12 protein-coding genes are annotated in these 14,609 nt (G+C 50.4%); 4 read left to right on the forward strand and 8 right to left on the reverse strand.

Going from position 1 to position 14,609, the window contains the following annotated elements; genetic code table 11:
- Window positions 1-257: 257 nt before the first annotated feature.
- Together gloA and AC5JMP_RS11365 are read right to left on the reverse strand one after the other, a co-directional pair.
- Window positions 258-716 carry a lactoylglutathione lyase gene (gene gloA / locus AC5JMP_RS11360; protein ID WP_495851575.1) on the reverse strand — a complete coding sequence of 153 codons (459 nt, stop codon included), beginning with the start codon at window positions 714-716 and terminating at the stop codon, window positions 258-260.
- Window positions 717-907: 191 nt separating this feature from the next.
- A complete protein-coding gene (locus AC5JMP_RS11365) occupies window positions 908-1,603 on the reverse strand; it encodes a lecithin retinol acyltransferase family protein (protein WP_495851576.1) in 696 nt (231 codons plus the stop codon).
- 865 nt (window positions 1,604-2,468) lie between these two features.
- On the opposite strand from AC5JMP_RS11365, the gene AC5JMP_RS11370 reads away from it, so the two are divergent.
- On the forward strand, window positions 2,469-3,422 hold the full coding sequence (locus AC5JMP_RS11370) for a glycosyltransferase (protein WP_495851577.1): 954 nt from the start codon (window positions 2,469-2,471) through the stop codon (window positions 3,420-3,422).
- Between the two features lie 271 nt (window positions 3,423-3,693).
- On the opposite strand, the gene AC5JMP_RS11375 is transcribed toward AC5JMP_RS11370, so the two are convergent.
- Window positions 3,694-5,979 (reverse strand): pre-peptidase C-terminal domain-containing protein, encoded by a 2,286-nt coding sequence (locus AC5JMP_RS11375; RefSeq protein ID WP_495851578.1) that lies wholly within the window; start codon window positions 5,977-5,979, stop codon window positions 3,694-3,696.
- Window positions 5,980-6,275: 296 nt separating this feature from the next.
- On the opposite strand from AC5JMP_RS11375, the gene AC5JMP_RS11380 reads away from it, so the two are divergent.
- A complete protein-coding gene (locus AC5JMP_RS11380) occupies window positions 6,276-6,659 on the forward strand; it encodes a hypothetical protein (protein ID WP_495851579.1) in 384 nt (127 codons plus the stop codon).
- Window positions 6,660-6,679: 20 nt separating this feature from the next.
- On the opposite strand, the gene dapB is transcribed toward AC5JMP_RS11380, so the two are convergent.
- The 4 genes from dapB to AC5JMP_RS11400 all read right to left on the reverse strand — a co-directional run bounded on the left by dapB (window position 6,680) and on the right by AC5JMP_RS11400 (window position 11,446).
- Window positions 6,680-7,501 carry a 4-hydroxy-tetrahydrodipicolinate reductase gene (dapB, locus tag AC5JMP_RS11385; protein ID WP_495851580.1) on the reverse strand — a complete coding sequence of 274 codons (822 nt, stop codon included), beginning with the start codon at window positions 7,499-7,501 and terminating at the stop codon, window positions 6,680-6,682.
- 158 nt (window positions 7,502-7,659) lie between these two features.
- The gene (locus AC5JMP_RS11390) at window positions 7,660-10,092 is read right to left on the reverse strand and encodes a CHASE2 domain-containing protein (protein WP_495851581.1); all 2,433 of its coding nucleotides are present in this window, start codon (window positions 10,090-10,092) and stop codon (window positions 7,660-7,662) included.
- A gap of 29 nt (window positions 10,093-10,121) precedes the next feature.
- Complete coding sequence (locus AC5JMP_RS11395) at window positions 10,122-10,538, reverse strand: hypothetical protein (RefSeq protein ID WP_495851582.1); 417 nt, start codon at window positions 10,536-10,538, stop codon at window positions 10,122-10,124.
- 50 nt (window positions 10,539-10,588) lie between these two features.
- Complete coding sequence (locus AC5JMP_RS11400) at window positions 10,589-11,446, reverse strand: FecR family protein (RefSeq protein WP_495851583.1); 858 nt, start codon at window positions 11,444-11,446, stop codon at window positions 10,589-10,591.
- Between the two features lie 372 nt (window positions 11,447-11,818).
- Between AC5JMP_RS11400 and AC5JMP_RS11405 the strand changes: the two genes are divergently transcribed.
- Window positions 11,819-12,358, forward strand: a complete 540-nt coding sequence (locus AC5JMP_RS11405; RefSeq protein WP_495851584.1) for a GAF domain-containing protein — start codon at window positions 11,819-11,821, stop codon at window positions 12,356-12,358.
- A 205-nt stretch (window positions 12,359-12,563) separates the two neighbouring features.
- On the forward strand, window positions 12,564-13,664 hold the full coding sequence (bchI, locus tag AC5JMP_RS11410; RefSeq protein WP_495851585.1) for a magnesium chelatase ATPase subunit I: 1,101 nt from the start codon (window positions 12,564-12,566) through the stop codon (window positions 13,662-13,664).
- 196 nt (window positions 13,665-13,860) lie between these two features.
- Here the strand turns inward: bchI and AC5JMP_RS11415 are convergent, their stop codons facing one another.
- Window positions 13,861-14,592 carry an ABC transporter ATP-binding protein gene (locus tag AC5JMP_RS11415; protein ID WP_495851725.1) on the reverse strand — a complete coding sequence of 244 codons (732 nt, stop codon included), beginning with the start codon at window positions 14,590-14,592 and terminating at the stop codon, window positions 13,861-13,863.
- Between the last annotated feature and the right edge of the window lie 17 nt (window positions 14,593-14,609).

Raw genomic sequence — 14,609 nt, forward strand, 5'->3', positions numbered from 1 at the left:
CATCTTGCTTGCCCAGATTCGGACAAGCAAGATGCCCATCCTACAAGACTTTCAGACCAAGTTGCACATCGCGTCAATAATCCATGGTGTAAATAGCCCATGGTGTCAATGACTCTAGATATTTGAAAAGTCTGATAGCGACCCGACCCCTATATCCCCCAATTCTGAGGGACTGTGAATACAGATGAGGTCTGAAATCTTCCAGAATTGGGGGGTTGGGGGCAAACGCAGAACTTTTGATACTTTTGAAGCATCTTCTAAACGGTCTGCGCCGATTTCTCCTCTATTGAAGTCGAGCCTTCTGAGGTTAAGCCTTCTGAGGTCGAGCTATGGGAGCTAAGCTGAATTAGCTCAACCTTATAGCCATCTGGATCTTCCACAAAGGCAATCACGGTCGAGCCATGCTTCATCGGTCCTGGCTCACGGCTGACTTTGCCGCCTCGGCTCTTAATCATTTCGCAGGTGCTGTAGATATCGTCTACGCCTAGGGCGATGTGTCCGTAGGCGTTGCCCAACTCATAGGCGGCTGTGCCCCAGTTATGGGTAAGTTCTAAGACAGTATGGTCTGACTCATCGCCATAGCCCACAAATGCCAGCGTAAATTCGCCACCCGGATAATCTTTGCGACGCAAGAGCTTCATGCCCAGCAAATCACAGTAGAAGGCGATCGATTTGTCCAGATCGCCGACCCGCAGCATAGTATGCAGCATTTTCATAGTCTTGTTCTCCTGTTTTTTGGCTTCTCTATCAGCTCAGTTTTTTGAATCTGCCAGTACCATTCTGAAACATCTTGGAGAAAATCGGTTCAGCCTCAAGTTCGGTAATGGTCTGAACATACTATTGATTTTTGAAAGGAGCGCTCCTTTCAAAAAATCAACAACACATTTGAGACACGACCCTGACAGCCTTAGGAGTAGGTAAGCCGCTGATTGATCAAGGCGCGATTCCGGTTCAGGCTTACCTCAGTTTCGGCTAGCTCCATGAGCTGTTTTTGCAGCTTTTCCGCCTTGCGCTTAAACTCAACCTTGCGCGTCAGAGCCGCGCGCGCTAGGTCTTCACGGTTTTTTTGAAGCGCCAGACGCGCCACCCGATCCCAGGTCAGCATATCATCTTGGGCTTGGCTATATTGCTGCTGGAGCCGAGATTGGGCGATCGCCACATTTCCCGAAGCCTGCCGCATCAGCTCGATCGCCTGAATCGGGTCGCCTTCCTGAGCCGCGATGTTAATTAACCCAGCGTTGCCGTTTAGCTGTCTCGCATCCAGCCCATAGTTTAGGAGCTGCTGGCTGACGTTTCGACCCGTTTTGCACCAGTTGGCAAAGTGCTCACAATTGTTGGTCACTAGATTGTATTGCCGTTCGCCCAGGCGACTTTCGGCACGTTCCATCACCAGATCTGGAATAAAGGAAACCGAGGTCTTGTACGGGTAAACCGGACTGCCCATCGCAAAGGTTTCCATTGTGGTGCGGCTGATAATCGGTTCGCCACTTCCTTTATAGTAATGAATGACGGTGCCATCGCCACAGTCAATGCCGTGATGTTCGTAGACGCTATCCATACCCGCCAGGGGGCGCATCACATAGATTTGGTCGCCTCGTGCCATAGATTAGAGTTCCTGCAAATCTCGATCGCTCCGCACCTATTACCCTATCTCATTCCTTGCGATCGTCGCATTTGCATAGCAATCCCAAATGGGCTATGCTCGCCTCACCTCTCACAACCCATTTGGGATTGCTATATCTGGATAAGATTATCCAGATTAAATATTAAGATGTTTGTAATAGGAAGACCGACTAGCATTTTCAATAGTTATTTTATTCTCTAGTGAATTATTAATTTATGTCAGCTAAATATATTGTTCATGAGCCTCATATAGTCCAAGTCAAATCATCGGATAAGATGATGCATATCCCTAACTCTTGCAAGATTCGATCGACAAAAATCTAGGGTTGTCTATGAGAATCCTGCGTGACTTCTACCCTTCTGCGAAGTCCTAATTTCAATTTTCCTAATGAGTCAAAAGCATTTTTGCTTTCAGACAGGAGAACCTTTCTACTACTACTTCGCCCAGTTAAACTTTCGAGAGTTTTTCCCGCAGAGTCAGGTGCTTACCTGGCTTAGTTAATTCATCTACGATCTCTGGCATCAGAATATTCGGTTTTTGTAGAAGCCGTTGAAGGTGTAAGTAGGAAGAGGTGTAATTACTTATGAGGTGTAATTACTTATGACATTCCGAATTCCGGAGCAATTCATCTAGGTCACGCATGCGCTGTGACTAGGCAAATTAAGAGTTTTAGAAAAGCTTTTGAACTGAGGTTATATAGGTTATGAATCCTCTGGCAGAGTACAAATCTTGGGCTAGACGTCAAGCCTGTGAGTTCACAGTCAATCTTCAACGCCTGCAGAATACAAGTGATTTAAGAGTCATTTTCTGTGTTGATGGCCCTAAGAACGGGCAGTCATCTGGTTTGCGTGGCTATGGTATCGCTGAAGCTCTAAAGCCTCTGGGTTGGCGAGCGATCGCGATTCCCCCTCAACTTAATCTATCTCAGCGACAGCGCATTATTCAGGACGAGCAGCCTCAAATTATAGTTTTGCAATCTGCTCGTCCTAAGCTAAACAATCCTCAGCTTTATCCTGATCAGCTTTGTGTGTATGACCTTGATGATGCTGATTTTCTAGATCCTAGGGACGAAGTAAAGCAAACAGTTATCAACTGTGCTACGGGAAGCCGAGCTGCTATTGCTGGCAGTCACTATGTTGCAAATTTCTTGAGGCAGCATTGTCGGCAAGTTGAAGTAATCTGGACTAGCTCTAAACCGCTACAGCATTCCAGCCCTCCAGTGAAGGCGAATCCTCCTGTAGTTTGCTGGGCTTGTGCTAATCCGCATACGATGCACGAGGAAGCTTCACTGGTTCAGGAGATCATGCTGGGTCTCTCTAACCATCTTCGCAGCCAATTCTGGCTAATTGGAGTTCAAGATCGATCTAAAGGTCAAGATTTTGTGCAGCCGATTATCGATCGCGGCATCCCTTGCAAAGTGTTCCCTTTCATGGGATACGGAAAACTGTTAAAGACGTTGGAAAAAGTATCCATTGGGCTTGCTCCACTACTCATCAACAAATCTCCTTTCAGTGCTGGAAAATCTTTTGGCAAGGTATTAGCTTATCTGAATGCCTACACTGTTGTAGTTGCATCTAATTGTGCAGAGTATCCTTTATTTTTCAGAAATAGAGACAATGGCATACTCATATCTGATCCCTCTGAATGGGTAAAGTCGGTGGAATTTTTGCTGTCTCATCCGGATCAAGTGCGTCGTATGGGAGAACAGGCTAAGCAAGACTACCTGACTCGCTTGACCGTACAAGAAGCCGCTAGAAGAACAGACTCACTGTTTCGGCAGGTGCTTAGCCTTCAATGATCAACGAATCCTGATGCCTAACAATGTGTCAGAAGTTTTACAAAATAGGCTATGCAGCATTCTTTGCTTAGAGTGAATCAACAGAGGCGTTATCCACTCAAGTAGATAACGCCTCGAACTTTTGGGTGCAAGCTCGCGAAGCTATGGAGATGCAAGAAATGACAGCAATTGCTGTACATCATCACAAAAGTGCATCATCACAGAAAAGTGGGGCAGAAATGATCTACCCCACAGAATCTACCCAGATTTAACTAAGATGCGATGAGAGGCTCTAGATCACTGACCATTTGGAGGCTGTTATGTCATTACCTGAGCCACTAGAAGCGATCGCATCCGAGAAGCTAGTCGAGCCGATCGAGTTCATTCCCATGGCGGTTCGCGTAGTTGCGCAGCTTCCACAGGGGCAACGGGTGGCATTCAGTTCGGCTCCCGTCGTGCTGACTACAGCAGAATCTTTGAGGGATTGAAAGCTGGGTGCGTAGCTATCGATCGCAATGACTGTAGCTGAAGCCGTAGTGCCCACTGCATCAGGCATTAGACCGTCCGGGCGGTTAATGGATTGGCTCAGTGAGAAGTCCTCTGCCGCGCCATAGTTAACGTTCCAGCCCAAGTCTCTGAGGGAAGCGATCGTCACTTCGCTCAGCGGCATTTTGACACCAATGCTCTCGGCATAGGGGGTCAACAGCTCGTTTTGGAATGTGTTTTCATCCCAATGACCGTAGGAACCTGACTCAACCGGAACTGCGGTAGGTTGCAGAGTGCCTGTTACCTGACCATAGGCACGACCCGCATAGCTGTCTGCTTTGTAGGTATTGGTAGAGCGATTAATCAAGCTGTTGCCGTTTTTCTCCCAGATGGTGCCGATACCCAGCACGTGGGCTAATTCATGGGCAACAATGCCTTTAAGATAGTCAGGATTGTTGTTGTAGGTGCTGGCATAGCTGGTGTTGAGTCGAATTGTTCCGGTTGTCGGCAGCCATTTGCCGTTAGCGGCGTTCTGACCTCCTGTATTCGTAGCAGCAGCTAGCCAATCCTGAGAACTGTTGATACCCACCACATCAATGTTGAGCGTGTGTGCGCCGTTGAAGCTGCTGGAAGGAATGACGTTCTCCCAGATTTTGGCGGCATCGACGAGAGCGTTGCGTACCGTAGAGCTAATGCCATTTAGCCCATCTTTGTAGTTGAGATTGATGGAAAACTTGCGATCGTCACTGCTCTGAGCATTAAAAGTTGTGTTCAGCGTGTAGTCCTTCATCTCGGTGCCATAGCCCATCACCTCAACGAAGTAGTTTCCGGCAGAGAGGAATCGGCGGATGTTCTCATTGCCTGCGCCCCATTCCCACTGCCAGCCCAGCACTTCACCCTGATCGACAGAGCCGTTGTTGTTTTTGTCTTGAATCAGCTTCACGTCAGCATCGCCAGAAAGTCCGGTGAGATTGGCGGTAAATACGCCCGACTGACCTATGTTGAAGCGGTAGAAATCCTGATCATCATTGTTGACCTGCTGGGTGCGGGAGAAGGCGGCGGAAGACTTGACCTCAGCGCTGCTTAGAGTATTACCCGGATCGCCCGTTAGGTTTGTAGTAGGCGCAGGGCTAGGCGAGGGGATGGGCGAGGGACTTGACGATGAGCCAACCGCAGGAACGGGATTACTAGGTTGTCCTGTGAAGTTGGAGGAAATATCTAACGTGTAGTTTGACTTGGCGCTAGAGAACGGCGCAACCTGCACAAAGTATGTGCCTGCCGCCACGGTCTGATTAATTGATTCGTTTGCCTTGCCCTCGTTGGTGGACTTGGCGATCGCCGCGCCATTGCCATTGAGAAGCTGCAAATCGACATCGCCGCTGATACCGCTAGCCGCCAATTTTACACTGCCGCCTTCAGATACATCTACCCGATAGTAATCAGCCGTGTCACTGCCTCCCACCTGTCCCCGGTAGCGACGCTGGGTGCGGCTAATATTTCCGGCATCTAGCGCTTTAGTTTGTGCGTTCCCTGCGTCGTTCGATTTTCCGGAACCCTTGAGGTTTAGGCTGTAGTTAGCGCTAGCGTCGTCTGTAGTTACCTGAACGTAGTAAGTGCCTGCCTTCAGGTTTCCCTGGATCGATTCATTTCTCGTACCGCTACGAGTGGATTTTTTCAAGGTACTGCCGTTTGTTTTCAGTAGCCACAGGTCGGCATTGCCGGACTGCTTACTCAGATCCAGTTTGAAGTTAGAAGTCTTGGAGAGCGAGAACTTAAAGAAATCGCTGGCATTGTTTCTGCCGACAGAATCATTGCGGCTATATGCCGACTGACCGCTGAGATTTCCTAGGTTTTGGGCATTGCCGATCGTGTTGCCGCCCAGGGTTTGAGTTCCAGAGGCCTGAATTTGCAGATAGGGCGCTTTCAAAAACTGAAAGCCATTCTTTTTAGAGGAACTTGCCCGACGAGATTGAGACTTTAAAGATTTTTCAGAATGTGCACTGAAGGAATTTTTGCGATCGCCCTGAATCTGTAAGCGGGCTTTGGTATCGAGCGGACTGGATGCGAAACCTGGGTTGGAAGCGTGAGCCATAAATTCTCCTGATCGCCTAAGCAGTTAAAAAATAAGCGCAGCAAATTGGAGCCGATCGGCTATCTTAATTCGATCGCTTGCGATGTCAATTGCTTGCCTGTTGGCTGTATTACCTTACGTGTGCGAGCTAGTTATGTGCCAGTTAAAGCTAGTGACTGGAGAGAACCTATTTGGTTCCGCAGGTGGTCTAGAAAGTTGATAGACTGCAATGTTTTTTAAAGCGCAAACGGAACGGCAAGCTTTGAAGCTGTAGCTTAAATGAACGCGCCTGTCGTCCAAGGAATGAGGAGTGCCCGATGCGAATGAAATTTTTGAGCCTTGCCGCGCTTTCGGTTGTGGCGCTATTGCTGATGAGCCAAGTCACCTCGGCAGCACCCAGCCGCACCTGTAGCTATGATGTCAACTCAGGAGTGCCCAATCCTCTGGGCATGAGAGCCTATGTGACGATCGCCGAAGATCAGGGAGACACCACAGTGGTATTTGAGCAATTTCCTTCTCCTGTTGGAGAGGGGCAGGTGCCCACAACGATCGCCTCTAGCCGAACGCTCACCTTCTACGGCATGAAGATCGATCGCGTTCGTGCCCTGATGTTAGAAGACTCCCGGTATTACACGGAACTCATGGGCTATGAAGATCCTGAAGGCTTCGCTCCGGTGAATGCGGTGCTAATCTGTCGTTAAATTTTTAGCTGCCGTTAGAGTTACAGCAGTTTTTCTAGTCCATAGACCAGAGATTTTAAGGGCGCAACTTTACGGATAGACAGCAGCACTCCGGGCATATAGCAGATGCGATCGCTGGTGTCGTGCCGCAGGGTATAAATCTGTCCGGGTGCGCCAAACAGCACCTCCTGGTGAGCAATCAGTCCGGGAAGGCGAATGCTGTGGATGCGAATCCCGTCCTGAGTTTGGCTGCCTCTGGCTCCGGGCAGTTTCTCGGTTTCTGTAACGCTGGGCAGATTGTAGAGTTTGCCAAATTCTTCTAGCAACTGCGCCGTTTGAATTGCGGTACCGCTGGGGGCATCGGCTTTTTGGTTGTGGTGCAGCTCAATAATCTCAACGTGATCAAAATATTGTGAGGCGCGTACGGCCGCCTGTTGCAGTAGCACCATGCCGATCGAAAAATTGGGAATAATTGCGCCGCCGATGCTGGCTTTATCGGCAAATTCAGCTAAGTCCTGAATCTGTTCTAGAGTCAAACCCGTTGTGCCGACTACCGGACGCACGCCATAAGCGATCGCGGCTCGCACGTTGTCGTACACCGCGTCTGGATGGGTGACATCCACCATGACGGCAGGTTCCCGCTCCTGTCCCGTCATTGCCAGCGTCGCCTGAAGGTCGGCAATAATCGGCACCTCTAACGCCCCACAACCAATCACCTCGCCAATGTCTTCGCCTTGAAGATCGCGATTACGGGCGATCGCCCCTACCAACCTCATATCCTCCGCTGCCACAACGGCTTTGATGATCTCACGACCCATTTTGCCAGTGGCACCATTGACGACGACGGGAATTAGAGAGGTCATAGCTTTCTTTGACACGACAACAGCAATTCTATAGCGCTACGCGCTTATGATCCAACGAGTTATTTTTTGAGAGCTGCGCGGAGCGCAGCTCTCAAAAAATAACTCGTCCTAACTCAATTACGTAATGCCATATCAGGCGCTCTCAGGTCATACTCCTGTTAGCCTACTGAAATATTGCCTGTTGGCGCCGGGTCTGCTGGCGCCGGGTCTGTTGGCGCTGGGTCGATGGGAACTTTGATGGTAAAAATAGTTTGTCCAAGCTGGCTAGTGGCTGCAATGGTGCCGCCCAGGTACTCCACCAGTTTTTTGACCAGCGCTAGCCCTAATCCAGTACCGCCCTGATTCCAGCGATCGCCGCTCGAAATGCGATAGAACTTGTCGAAGATTCTATCTAGCTCTGCCCCAGGAATTTCAGACCCTGAGTTGCTGATTTGAAACATGATGTAGGCAGGAACTGAATGTACCGCCTCAACGCAGATCTCAATTTCCCCTTCTGGGGGCGTGTATTTGCAGGCGTTGTTGATCATCTCCGCCAAAATTCTCTCTAAGCTATTGCTATCCGAGAACAAGGGGGAAAGGTTGGGTGCCATCTGAAGCTGGAGCGTTTGTTGGCGGGATTTGGCACGCTCCTGAAAAGACTCCATAAATTGGGGCAGCCACTCTTGCAGATGGATCACCTCTAGAGCAGGGATTTTTGCTCCTGCCTCCAAACGCTGCAAATCTAGCAAGTCATTGATGAGATCAATTTCACGCGTACATTCATCTTCCAAAATCTGAAGATACCGGGTGCGCCGATCTTCTGAAGCTGAGAGTTGCAACATCCGAATCGCCATGCGCATGTTGGTCACGGGAGTTCGTAGCTCATGAGAGACAGTGCTCAGGAAATCGTCTTTGAGCTGGCTGAGCTGTTGCAACTCCTGCATTTGCTGCTGCAAATTTTGCTCGACCTGCTTGCGATCGCTAATGTCTTCCAGGACGAGCAGCAAGCCGTCTAGCTGCCCAGTCGGATCTGGGGGGTTAGCTAAATGCGCACGATATGACAAAGGTTCAAACTTTAGCTCAAACCAGCGATCGCCCTGCTGAATTTCCCAAGACGCAGGGCTGTTCTCGCTTAGGCTCTCACCTTCTAGGCTCTCACTGTTCAAGGCGACCGAAGGCAGCGGCCACTGCGCCTGCTGCAACTGCGTTTGGCTCAGCCACTTGGGAATAAGCTGGTGAAGGCGATCGCCCACCTGCACCTGTAAATGAGCGGTTGCCGTGAAATTACAAAACCAAATTAATCCTTCTATATCAGCCGCCACCAGACCGATCGACAGACTGCGGGCTACGGCTGCCTGGGCAGATTGAGAGCGACCTAACTGCTCTGCTAACGCCGCCAATTTTGCCATCTGGGGCAGAGGCAGCACTTCAATTAAGGCATTTTGTACGGCTCTATTGGGCATTGCTTTGTTCTGCACACCTTGCACCACCAAATCGTCACGGTAGGCTTGCCAAAGGCGATCGATCTCTTGTTGCAGCCGGAACCCTGCCTTGAAGTGCTTATGTAGAGCCACTGTTGCCGTAGTGGAAACTAGGAGGGCGATCGGTGAAGCCACAGGTATCCAGTAGCCCCAGTGAAACAGGAGTAAACTAGCGACGCTCCATCCGGCACAAAGCCCAGCTAAAGCGACCAACTGTCGTTCTAGTTGCCAGCGAAACAGCGCTAGGCTAAAGAGAGAACCCAATAGCGCTAAGCCTGACAACAGCCAGCTTTCGGGCAAGATTTGAAGAAAGTTTTGCCTTAGCAAATTGTTGATCAGAGCAGCATGAAGATACACGTTTGTAGTCGGCGGGCTTTGATCGAACGGAGTTTGTAGCGGATCAAATCCGATCGCTGTAATACCCACCACCACAATTTTGTCTCGGAGCTTCTCAACAGCGACCTTTTGCTGAAGCACGTCAGCAAAAGAATAGGTGGGCGCTGTCGAAGCAGAACCCGGCCAATTGATCCACAAAGGTTGCCTCCGGTCAGGTTCGGGAACTGCTTCTCGTACCAAGCTATAGACTTGAGTTGTCGCCAGCCCCAATGCCGGGATATCTTGCATCTGCGGCTCGATTCGACGAGTCAGACCATCGCGATCGTATTGCTGGTAGATATGTCCATGGTTTGCGGCTGCCTCTCGTAAAACAGAGTTAGACAAGAGGGGAGATCCCATTGAGTCCCAGGCTTGCGCCAATACGACTCGACCCTGTTGAACCATGGCGGCAGCTAGAGCCGGATCATCTGGGCTAGGCTCTGACAGCAAAATATCTAAAACAACGGTACTCGCCTCAGCCTGAGTCAAGACCTTCAATAGCTCAGTATACCGCTGCCGAGACCAGGGAAAGCGCCCCAATGTCTTAAGGCTCGGCTCGTCAATGGCAACCACCACCACGCGATCGTCCCAGGGTATTGCACCTCTCAAGCGAAACAAAGTGCTGTAGCTCAGAAGCTCCAGAGGTTGCCATGTGCCCAATTTGAGTAAGCCTATAATGACGAGTGAGGCAAAACTACCAGGTAGAAGAGGTTCTGCATTCTGCCAAAACTGATGTAGATAGTGCTGCCATCTCATGGTCTGTTTTCTGAGACACGACTGATAGCTTATGGAAGATACATCACTCGTGCATCTAGATTCAGAGTACGCAAGTAGCGAGATAACCTCTCGGCAGCCGATCGCTGTGGAAAAGCCCCAGCACGGATATAAGCACCCGCTCGCGATCGCGCCTCAAACGCATCTGGCACACATTCGCGTACAGTATCTAAAGTTACATCATCTTGCTTGAGTACGGCAACTACGTAGGGAGCATCTGGAATTTTCCCTAGGATAATTACGGTCTGCGGCTCAACGCTACCCTGCGGCTCAACGCTACTCTGCGGAGCCGCATTGTGGAAAGCGCATTCAGCGGATGCGCTAGTTTGAGCTAGGGCTGACGGTAGGCTACTCCAGGCGATCACGACTGCGGCTATAGCGATCGCCCCCAAAATAATTTGAGTGCTTTTTTGAGTGTTACCAAACATCTGCAATACTCCTGACTTCAGTATTTATCAGTATTTAGAAGAATAACCAGCTAGGGAACAACCAGCTCATAGGCTTGTCGGGTTCCCAATGGCGTAATCACAACTGCCGAGATCTGCCGATTGGTGGGCAAAGGAATTTGCAGATCAAATTCGCCACTCCGCTCAACGTTTTGAGTCTGATCGGCAATCACGAGCAAGTTGACGGGATCGATCTGACCTACGATTCTCACGGTTCTCTGACCTACTGCACTTGGTCTGACGATCGCCAAATATCTAATATCTAGCGAAGGGTCATCCTTCAGAGGGCTGGGCGGCAAGGGTGGCTCTCCCGGAATAATCCTGCTCTGTAAGCCAGCATCTACATCAACGGTTTGCCCTTGCGCGGAAGCAGCAACGCTGCCCTCAAGGGTGGCTACGCCCGTCGCACCGCTGGGTTGAACGCTCACTCCAAACTCAGTACCTCTAACCCCGCTCACACCCGCCGGAGTCTGAATTTCTAGGATAGATTCACGGTGTGTGAACGCTCGAACACGAAGCTGTACCTGCCCGCCCGTTACCTTCAGCAGGGTGATTTTACCCCCATCGGAAGCAGTATCTAATTTCTGAACTTGCAAGGTTGTGTTTTCTGAAACGCTGATGGTGCCAATTCCAGTATCTATGCCAAGCTTGGCGCTGGAATTTTGACCCGTGATGAGCGTATCACCGACCTCTTCAAGGCAAGTGTGAATTTGAGCGGCTGCGGAAGTTTGCCCACGGCGATAGGTGACGGTTCCCGTAATTTGCTGTAGCTCTAGGCAACGATCGACTCTAACGGGTAGAACCTGTTGGGCGATCGCCAGAGGGGTCGCTAGAGCTATAGCGGTTAGGGCAGCCACAGTCGCTAGGGCAGCTAGACTGAGCGAAATCACCCCTGTTCTGAAAGCAGTAGATGCAAAACCTGATTGAGACTTGTTTGACGACACGGCTGAAAGTTTTTTTAATTTGAGATCTCAGAGTTTTTCTGAAGCATGTCTATAAACATAAACGCCTAGAGGTTTCTCAGATCAATTTCAAAACAAATGTGTACCTGAATTTAGCCTTGGAATGTTCAGATTGGCATCGAATATACCGATCCCAAACGCCTTTGGGACTGCTATCTACTCAGGTCTGTTTTAAAGAAATACCTCTTTAGGAAAGGCTGGAGTGTCTCAGCCTTCGAGCTGAGAATGTTATTTTGAGGATGGAGATACAAAACCCATTAGGGGTTTTAGAACTTTAGTGGTATGGAAATCTAGCCTGCTATGCGAACGGAATCCAATCCTCAATTTGATTTTTTGCCCCAGGGTTCTGATCACAATCGACTTAAGCGTGTGCTGAGTCATTTGAATCACACGCTTGATCGAGATGCTCTAGTGCAACAAACGGCCAATAACCTACGTGAGGCTCTACAAGTCGATCGCGTGGTTCTTTACTACTTCTACAGCCAGTGGCAAGGGCAAGTGACTTTTGAGGCGTTGAGTTCCCCAGACTATTCGATCTATGGGTCTACGGGACCTGACGAATGTTTTAACGGTGAGTATGCTGCGCTCTACCTAGCAGGACGAGTACGCGCAATTGCTGACGTTGAGCAAGAGCCGATCGCCGATTGTCATCGTGAGTTTTTACGTCAGTTAGCAGTGCGGGCAAATTTGGTCGTGCCCATTCTGACGGCTAAGGGATTGTGGGGTTTACTGACGGCGCATCACTGCCAGTCTCCTCGGCAATGGACGGCTGCGGATATTGAGCGAATGCAGACAGGGGCACAAATTTTGGCAACCGCTCCAACGATCGCCGCTCGTTAGGGGTTGAATAGCACTTAAAAACGCAGCAATTCTCATTTTTTCGGGCTTTGTTGGGGAGTTCGCGCCCTGCAGGCGCCAACTCCCCGATATGAAATTCATCATGAGAACTGCTGTTCAAAACGCGACTCGCTCGTGGCAACGTCCGGCTTGTGTCAAAATGAGAAGCAGTGTTTGATGTTTCTTTCGCATTTTTAGGTTTAGAGCTGTGAGTCTTACGGTTGCCGCCCCCAAAGTCGCTCGTCGTGCTGTGTTTCCCTTCACGGCGATCGTTGGTCAAGAAGAAATGAAGCTGGCGCTATTGCTGAACGTGATTGATCCCAAAATTGGTGGGGTGATGATCATGGGCGATCGCGGTACGGGCAAATCCACGACGATTCGCGCTCTGGCAGATGTGTTGCCCGCTATTGAGGTGGTGTCGGGCGATCCCTTTAACAGCCACCCCAGCGACTCCAGCATCATGAGCGATGCGGTGAAGCAGCGGATTGAGTCTGGAGAAGCAATTGCGCTAATCCAAAAGAAAGTGCCGATGATTGACCTGCCTCTAGGGGCAACTGAAGATCGCGTCTGCGGCACAATCGACATTGAAAAAGCTTTATCTGAAGGGGTGAAAGCCTTCGAGCCGGGGCTGCTGGCTCAGGCAAATCGCGGCATTCTCTACGTGGATGAGGTCAACCTGCTAGACGATCACTTGGTGGACGTGCTGCTAGACTCTGCCGCATCCGGCTGGAATACTGTGGAGCGCGAGGGCATTTCCATTCGCCACCCGGCTCGGTTTGTCCTGGTGGGTTCGGGCAACCCTGAAGAAGGTGAGCTAAGACCCCAGTTGCTCGATCGCTTTGGTCTTCATGCCGAGATTCGTACAGTCAAAGATCCGGCGCTGCGGGTGCAAATTGTGGAACAGCGATCGGAGTTTGACCAAGAGCCAGAAGCCTTTCTGGAGGAGTATCGCCCTCAGCAGGAAGAATTGCAGCAGCGGCTAGTTGGGGCACAAGAACGCCTCAGATCGGTGACGATCGACCATGACCTTAAGATCAAAATCTCGCAGGTTTGCTCTGAGCTAGACGTAGACGGGCTGCGCGGCGACATTGTTACCAACCGCACGGCAAAAGCGCTGACGGCACTAGACGGACGCACTGAGGTGACGGTGGAGGATATTAAGCGGGTAATTGTGATGGCGCTACGTCATCGTCTGCGCAAAGATCCCCTAGAGTCGATCGATTCTGGATACAAAGTTGGCAAAGTCTTTGATCAGGTCTTTGGAATTGTAGACTCGACTCCAGAAGTCCCGCAGAACGGCAAAAAGTAGCCTATAGCTAACCGCCAAGGTGGCTAGGACGGGGGCATTTTGGGTGGGGAGCGAAGCTCCCCACCCAAAATGCCCTAAGCAAACTGGCGGCAGCTATAGATTAGAGAGCATTTTTTAATCCGGGTGTGAAATTATTTTGGGAGGTGTGCGGAGCACACCTCCCAAAATAATTTCATAGATAGAACGCCGCTTATCTCTATGCAGAAAGCTGGTGGGTGACAGCAGCAGAGCTATTTTGCAACATGCCATCTTCTAGATAGGTGACGCGATCGGCAACATCTATAATCCGGGGATCATGCGTCACCATCAGCACCGTGCGTCCGCTCTCTTTTGCCAGCTTGCGCAGTAGATTAATGACCGCATGACCACTCTGAGAATCTAGAGAAGCCGTGGGTTCGTCTGCCATGATGATCTGTGGATTTCCTGCCAGAGCACGGGCGATCGCCACTCGCTGCTTTTGCCCACCTGAGAGATCGCGAGGGTGCTTTTGGGCGCGATCGGCAAGACCCACCTGATCCAAGAGATGCAGGGCTTCCCGGCGAGCTGCCTTGCCTTTGGTGCCTTTCATCTCTAGGGCAATCTCGACGTTTTCCACTACAGACAGCGCTGGAAATAGATTGAACTCCTGAAAGATAAACCCAATGTTGTGGAGACGAAAGTTCGCCAGCTGCGACCGATTGAGGCGCGTCAAATCTTGCCCTAGAAGGCAAACGCTGCCAGCCGAAGGGGTGAGAATGCCGCCTAGTATCGACAGCAGAGTCGTTTTACCAGAACCAGAAGGCCCCATCAAAAGCTGAATATCGCCCCGATTCACGTCCAGATTAATATCCTTTAGCCCGTAAAATTTTTGCGCGCCATTCTGGAACACCATCTCCACGCCCCGCGCCACGATCGCCTTAGCTCCGTTAAGGGAGTCAGCCACTTCCATGCCCTGACCCGCCGCTT

It is taken from the genome of Drouetiella sp. (assembly GCF_059504425.1).

What these genes read in the sequence shown, in the direction of transcription:
- gloA (WP_495851575.1), bottom strand. Translation starts at nt 716, where the DNA reads ATGAAAATGCTGCATACTATGCTGCGGGTCGGCGATCTGGACAAATCG.
- AC5JMP_RS11365 (WP_495851576.1), bottom strand. Translation starts at nt 1,603, where the DNA reads ATGGCACGAGGCGACCAAATCTATGTGATGCGCCCCCTGGCGGGTATG.
- AC5JMP_RS11375 (WP_495851578.1), bottom strand. Translation starts at nt 5,979, where the DNA reads ATGGCTCACGCTTCCAACCCAGGTTTCGCATCCAGTCCGCTCGATACC.
- AC5JMP_RS11380 (WP_495851579.1), top strand. Translation starts at nt 6,276, where the DNA reads ATGCGAATGAAATTTTTGAGCCTTGCCGCGCTTTCGGTTGTGGCGCTA.
- dapB (WP_495851580.1), bottom strand. Translation starts at nt 7,501, where the DNA reads ATGACCTCTCTAATTCCCGTCGTCGTCAATGGTGCCACTGGCAAAATG.
- AC5JMP_RS11390 (WP_495851581.1), bottom strand. Translation starts at nt 10,092, where the DNA reads ATGAGATGGCAGCACTATCTACATCAGTTTTGGCAGAATGCAGAACCT.
- AC5JMP_RS11395 (WP_495851582.1), bottom strand. Translation starts at nt 10,538, where the DNA reads ATGTTTGGTAACACTCAAAAAAGCACTCAAATTATTTTGGGGGCGATC.
- AC5JMP_RS11405 (WP_495851584.1), top strand. Translation starts at nt 11,819, where the DNA reads ATGCGAACGGAATCCAATCCTCAATTTGATTTTTTGCCCCAGGGTTCT.
- AC5JMP_RS11415 (WP_495851725.1), bottom strand. Translation starts at nt 14,592, where the DNA reads ATGGAAGTGGCTGACTCCCTTAACGGAGCTAAGGCGATCGTGGCGCGG.